1 protein-coding gene, 3 tRNA genes and 2 rRNA genes are annotated in these 6,439 nt (G+C 53.8%); all 6 read left to right on the forward strand.

The genetic code is table 11. From position 1 onward, the window contains the following. The first annotated feature begins 512 nt into the window (after window positions 1–512). Window positions 513–602, forward strand: a tRNA-Ser gene (locus VNL17_09245). 244 nt (window positions 603–846) lie between these two features. Then, complete coding sequence (locus tag VNL17_09250; protein HXI84262.1) at window positions 847–1,047, forward strand: cold-shock protein; 201 nt, start codon at window positions 847–849, stop codon at window positions 1,045–1,047. Window positions 1,048–1,731: 684 nt separating this feature from the next. Further along, window positions 1,732–3,282, forward strand: a 16S ribosomal RNA gene (locus VNL17_09255). A gap of 189 nt (window positions 3,283–3,471) precedes the next feature. After that, window positions 3,472–3,547 (forward strand) — tRNA-Ala (locus tag VNL17_09260). Window positions 3,548–3,569: 22 nt separating this feature from the next. After that, window positions 3,570–3,646: transfer RNA gene (locus VNL17_09265), tRNA-Ile, on the forward strand. 142 nt (window positions 3,647–3,788) lie between these two features. Further along, window positions 3,789–6,439 (forward strand): 23S ribosomal RNA (locus VNL17_09270); the annotation flags it as partial.

Consider the following 6,439-nt stretch of genomic DNA (forward strand, 5'->3'; position numbering starts at 1 on the left):
AATAGCGAAATCGAAAGAGGGAGGAAGATCTGCACCCTGCGAGCCCACGAATTCATACGTGGTCTATGATAACAAAAACCGGCCCGGATGACAAGAACGGTGGGGCTGACCGCCGTGAACCTATATCGAAACGGTGAGTTTATTTGGAGCTGACTACCACGCAGTGCAGTCAGTATGCCATGTACACCAATAAGATACAGCTCCCGCCTTGCCCTCAAATCGAACCCCGTTTTCCCCAAGACCGCCCCTTTTCGAACCCCGTGAGGACAAGGCGAGAGGTTGTTGTTGGAAATACTCGCCGGTGACAGTGACAATTCAAAGGTGTCCAAGTTACGATTTGGTGATACCGGATGGTGACGCGGGGAGCGGTTGTGGTGACTATAAGCCTTCCCGATTTGGTCAGAGTGAATTCCTTGCGGTGTTCCGTTGGCCTTGAGTATTACGCGGTCGCTGTTAAACTGAAGACGGTTCAGACGCGTTTCTTCGGATGTTGGAGGCTGTTTTGTTGCGACGGAGAGGTGGCAGAGTGGTCGAATGCGGCGGTCTTGAAAACCGTTAGGCGCGCAAGCGTCTCGGGGGTTCGAATCCCTCCCTCTCCGCCATTTGATGGGCCTGCCGGAACGGCCTTGACAAGGCGGGTGGGGGTTTGGTACAGAAGCCACAGTATCAAAGGGATGTATGCACATTTGTGAGTTGGTTGTGACGGAATCTGGAGGAAGGCAGTCGAATGCATGAGCGACCGTGCTTGCCCAACGGGTGAGCGCGGTTTTTAAATTTATCCCCCAAAAAACTTCTCCCGAAAGTGAATTCTCGAGCAAGCAACATCCCCGATGGAGGTAACAAGACATGGCACGCGGCACTGTGAAATGGTTCAATGAGAAGAAGGGCTTCGGCTTCATCCAACAAGAAGGCGGAGCGGACGTGTTCGTTCACTTCTCGGCTATCCAGGGTGACGGATTCAAAACTCTGGCTGAGGGTCAAGCCGTGGAGTTTGAGATCATTGAAGACGCAAAGGGCGCGAAAGCCCAGAACGTCACTCGGGTCTAGGCTATTGGGCGCCGCAGGAATGCGGCCAGCTTTTTGGGCCCGGGAGTGCGCGGGCAACAACGCGTGCAAAACGCAGGAGCGTCGCGGCGTGTAGAGGGCATTTTTGCGCGCTGGAATGGACATTCTGTGGCGCTGGAAAGCTGATAAAACCTGGCTACTGCGGCAAGTTGAAAATAGTTCTTGCATCCGTGCGAGGCGGTCTGTACTTTGGCCGCCCTTGGACGGGGAATCCAGTCACGAGGTCGTGTTAAAAATTCTTCTGTGACAGGCTTGACAGGCTTGGGGAGTGCGAGTAGATAGAGGGTGCCTGCAAGGGGGCGTTTCGGACGGTTCTTTTAGGAGTGCGACAAACTTCTGATCCCGAGAGCGGGTTTGTTGTCGCTTGAAAACGGAAGTGATCAGCGGTTAGACATGAGCGTTCAGCCCGACGGCTGAGAGTTCATTATCTGAAAGTTGATTACCCGCGCCGCCAGTGGCGGCGCGTCGCGTTCTTTGAAAATTGAAAGTGCGATACGTGAGAGCCCACGTTTGTCCCGGCGCAAGTCGGGATGGACAAATTGAGTAGTAACAGACCAGTTGGTTAGCCCTGACTGGTCGCTCAACGTGGAATCGGTCGGATCAGCAATGGCCCCGAAAGGGGACATTGACGCTTCGGAGCAATTCGGGGCAGGTCTGGTTGATTTTTATACGGAGAGTTTGATTCTGGCTCAGAACGAACGCTGGCGGCGTGGATAAGACATGCAAGTCGAACGGGAGTTTACTGGTAGCAATATTAGTGAATTCGAGTGGCGAAAGGGTGCGTAACACGTAGCTATCTACCTCGAAGTGGGGGATATCTCCGAGAAATCGGAGTTAATACCGCATGTGACTGTGAGGTCAAAGCTGGGGATCGTAAGACCTGGCGCTTTGAGATGAGGCTGCGGCCTATCAGGTTGTTGGCGGGGTAATGGCCCACCAAGCCTAAGACGGGTAGCTGGTCTGAGAGGACGACCAGCCACACTGGAACTGAGACACGGTCCAGACACCTACGGGTGGCAGCAGTCGAGGATTTTTCTCAATGGGGGAAACCCTGAAGGAGCGACGCCGCGTGAGGGATGAAGGTCTTCGGATTGTAAACCTCTGTCATCTGGGAACAATGTGATCTACCTAACACGTGGATTATTGATAGTACCGGAAGAGGAAGCAGTGGCTAACTCTGTGCCAGCAGCCGCGGTAATACAGAGACTGCAAGCGTTGTTCGGATTCATTGGGCGTAAAGGGTGCGCAGGCGGTTCGTTAAGTCGGATGTGAAATCTCACAGCCTAACTGTGATAGGTCATTCGAAACTGGCGGACTCGAGGACTGGAGAGGAGACTGGAATAGTCGGTGTAGCGGTGAAATGCGTAGAGATCGACTAGAACACCGGTGGCGAAGGCGAGTCTCTGGACAGTTCCTGACGCTCAGGCACGAAAGCCAGGGGAGCAAACGGGATTAGATACCCCGGTAGTCCTGGCCCTAAACGGTGTTCACTTGGTGTGCGGGGAGTCGACCCCCTGCGTGCCGAAGCTAACGCGATAAGTGAACCGCCTGGGAAGTACGACCGCAAGGTTAAAACTCAAAGAAATTGACGGGGGCCCGCACAAGCGGTGGAGCATGTGGCTTAATTCGATGCAACGCGAAGAACCTTACCTGGCCTTGACATGCTGGTAGTAGAAACCCGAAAGGGTGACGACTCCTCGCAAGAGGAGAGCCAGCACAGGTGCTGCATGGTTGTCGTCAGCTCGTGTCGTGAGATGTTGGCTTAAGTGCCGCAACGAGCGCAACCCCTGTGTTTAGTTGCCTGCGAAAGCGGGATCTCTAAACAGACTGCCTCGCTTTAAACGAGGAGGAAGGTGGGGATGACGTCAAATCAGTATGGCCCTTACGGCCAGGGCTGCACACGTGCTACAATGCATGGTACAGAGGGACGCAAGACCGCGAGGTGGAGCAAATCCCACAAAACCATGCCCAGTTCAGATTGAAGGCTGCAACTCGCCTTCATGAAGCCGGAATCGCTAGTAATGGCGCATCAGCTACGGCGCCGTGAATACGTTCCCGGGCCTTGTACACACCGCCCGTCACATCATGGAAGCGGTCTGCACCCGAAGTCGCCGCGTCAACCCGCAAGGGAGACAGGCGCCGAAGGTATGGATCGTGACTGGGATGAAGTCGTAACAAGGTAGCCGTAGGGGAACCTGCGGCTGGATCACCTCCTTTCTAAGGAGACCTTGATCCGGGACTTCGGTCTCGGGTCGGATCCTAGGTCGAATCCCGTCCTGCGCAAGCGGGGCTGGGACGCTTAAACGTATCGCACATTTCAGTTTTCGAAGAACGACTGTTCTTTACAAACGTGAAGTACTGGAGAGAAAACCTTCTGGGGCGAAGTGGGCCCAGGCGACCCCTGAGGGGGCCGTAGCTCAATTGGTAGAGCGCCTGCTTTGCAAGCAGGAGGTCACGAGTTCGACTCTCGTCGGCTCCACCAGTTTCGGCGCCACGCGCCGTCTGGGCGCGTAGCTCAGCTGGTTAGAGCATGCGCTTGATAAGCGCAGGGTCATAGGTTCGAATCCTATCGCGCCCACCAGTTTCACGGTTCAATTTTCGTCCCGCTCGGCGGGGCGGATGTTCTTTGACAATTGCATACAGTGTAGTGGGTATAAAAAACTACATAATGCTGAGAATATTTGTTCTGGAACTCTATAAAGAGAACCGGACGGATAGTTTGTGATCAAGCTACTAAGAGCGCAGGGTGAATGCCTTGGCGACGATAGGCGATGAAGGACGTAGTAAGTTGCGATAAGCCACGGGGAGCGGCAAGCACGCGGTGATCCGTGGATGTCCGAATGGGGGAACCCACTCCGATTAATATCGGAGTACAGTGGTCTGAATTCAATAGGACCATATGAGCCATACCCGGTGAAGTGAAACATCTCAGTAACCGGAGGAAAAGAAAGAGCACATCGATTCCCTGAGTAGTGGCGAGCGAAACGGGAACAGCCTAAACCGAGGTACTTGTACTTCGGGGTTGCGGGACCTTAATGTGGTATGCCGAGAGTTAGTCGAAGGCAATGGAAATTGCCCCCATAGAGTGTGACAGGCACGTAAGCGAAAACTCAAAGCGACCTAGAGGTATCCCAAGTAAGACGGCACACGTGAAACGTTGTCTGAATCCGCGCCGACCACGGCGCAAGGCTAAATACTCATCGTCGACCGATAGTGAACTAGTACCGTGAGGGAAAGGTGAAAAGAACCCCTTTGAGGGGAGTAAAAAGAACCTGAAACCCTGTGCTTACAATGTGTCATAGCCGAGTCGCAAGACTTGGTGATGGCCTGCCTTTTGCATAATGAGTCTGCGAGTTATTGTCAGTGGCCAGGCTAACCCCGGTACGACGGGGGCAGCCGCAGCGAAAGCGAGTCTGAATAGGGCGATTAGTCGCTGGCAATAGACCCGAAGCGGAGGTGATCTACGCATGGTCAGGGTGAAGTCTGGGTAACACCAGATGAAGGCCCGAACGCGTGAATGTTGAAAAATTCTGCGATGAACTGTGCGTAGGAGCGAAAGACTAAACAAACCCCGTCATAGCTGGTTCTCCCCGAAATATATTGAGGTATAGCGTCCGGCCACTAGCGCGCGGAGGTAGAGCACTGGATGGGATAGGAGCCTTACCGGGCTACCGAATCCAACCAAACTCCGAATACCGCGTTGCACTACCCGGGCAGTCAGACAGTGGGGGATAAGCTTCATTGTCGAGAGTGAAACATAAACAGACTATCAGCTAAGGTGCCTAAACTACGTTTAGTGGAAAGGATGTGAGGTTGCTAAAACAGTGAGGATGTTGGCTTAGAGGCAGCCATCATTTAAACAGTGCGTAATAGCTGACTCATCGAGCGATCTTGCGCCGAAAATGATTGGCGATCAAACGTAGTACCGAAGCTATGGATTCACCAGGTCCTCGGACTTGGTGAGTGGTAGGGGAGCGTTCCAAGCGCATCGAAGGTGGAAGGTGACTGAAACTGGAGTGCTTGGAAGTGAGAATGCAGACACGAGTAGCGATAAAGTCCGTTAAATTCGGACTCGCCGTAAACCTAAGGTTTCCTGGGGAAGGTTCGTCCGCCCAGGGTTAGTCGGGACCTAAGTCGAGGCCGTAAGGCGTAGATGATGGACAGTTGGTTAATATTCCAACACCACCTTGGTTTAAGCTGTAAGGAACCCAGAAGGGAATGCGAGCCACCGATTGAAAGTGGTGGTCAATACCGTCGGAAGACGGAGTTGGACGCGGCGACTACGGTCAAAGCGGATTCGTTAATACCACGCTGGCGAGAAAAGCCTTGCAGTGTTCACCATGGGTGCCCGTACCGTAATCCGACACAGGTGGGTGAGATGAGTATTCTCAGGCGCGCGAGTGAAATCTCTCTAAGGAACTCGGCACATTAGCCCCGTAACTTCGGAAGAAGGGGCGCCCCGGTTGGTCAGATTATATCAAAGCCGATTGGGGCCGCAGTGAAAGGCGCTCTGCGACTGTTTAACAAAAACACAGCTCTGTGCGAACTCGCAAGAGACGGTATACAGAGTGACAAGTGACCAATGCGGAAAGATTAAGGCGAGGGGTCAAGGCGTAAGCCTGAAGCTCTGAACTTAAGTCCCCGTGAATGTCGGCCGTAACTATAACGGTCCTAAGGTAGCGAAATTCCTTGTCGGGTAAGTTCCGACCTGCACGAATCTTGTAACGAAAGAGCGACTGTCTCGGAGAGAGGCTCGGCGAAACTGTAGTTGCGGTGAAGATGCCGCATACCCGCAGTAGGACGGAAAGACCCCGTGCACCTTTACTGTAAGCTGATATTGGACTTTGGTGTGTGATACGTAGCGTAGGTGGGACCCTTTGATGCCAGGCTTTCGGGTCTGGCGGAGGGAACAATGAAACACCACTTTTCGCTCATTAAGGTTCTAACCACGTGCCGTTAACCGGCCGCGGGACCGTGTCAGCGGGTCAGTTTGACTGGGGCGGTTTCCTCCCAAAGAGTAACGGAGGAGTACGATGCTTGGCTCAACCTGGTTGGCAATCAGGTGTTGAGGATATGGCTATAAGCCAGGCTCACTGTGAGACCTACAAGTCGAGCAGACGCGAAAGCGGGTCCAAGTGATCCGGTGGTTGAATGTGGAATCGCCATCGCTCATCGGACAAAAGGTACGCCGGGGATAACAGGCTTATCGGGCCCAAGAGTTCATATCGACGGCCCGGTTTGGCACCTCGATGTCGGCTCATCGCATCCTGGGGCTGGAGAAGGTCCCAAGGGTCCGGCTGTTCGCCGGTTAAAGCGGTACGCGAGCTGGGTTCAGAACGTCGTGAGACAGTTCGGTCCTTATCCACTGTGGGCG

Source organism: Verrucomicrobiia bacterium, assembly GCA_035577545.1.
Classification (GTDB): Bacteria; Verrucomicrobiota; Verrucomicrobiia; order Palsa-1439; family Palsa-1439; genus Palsa-1439.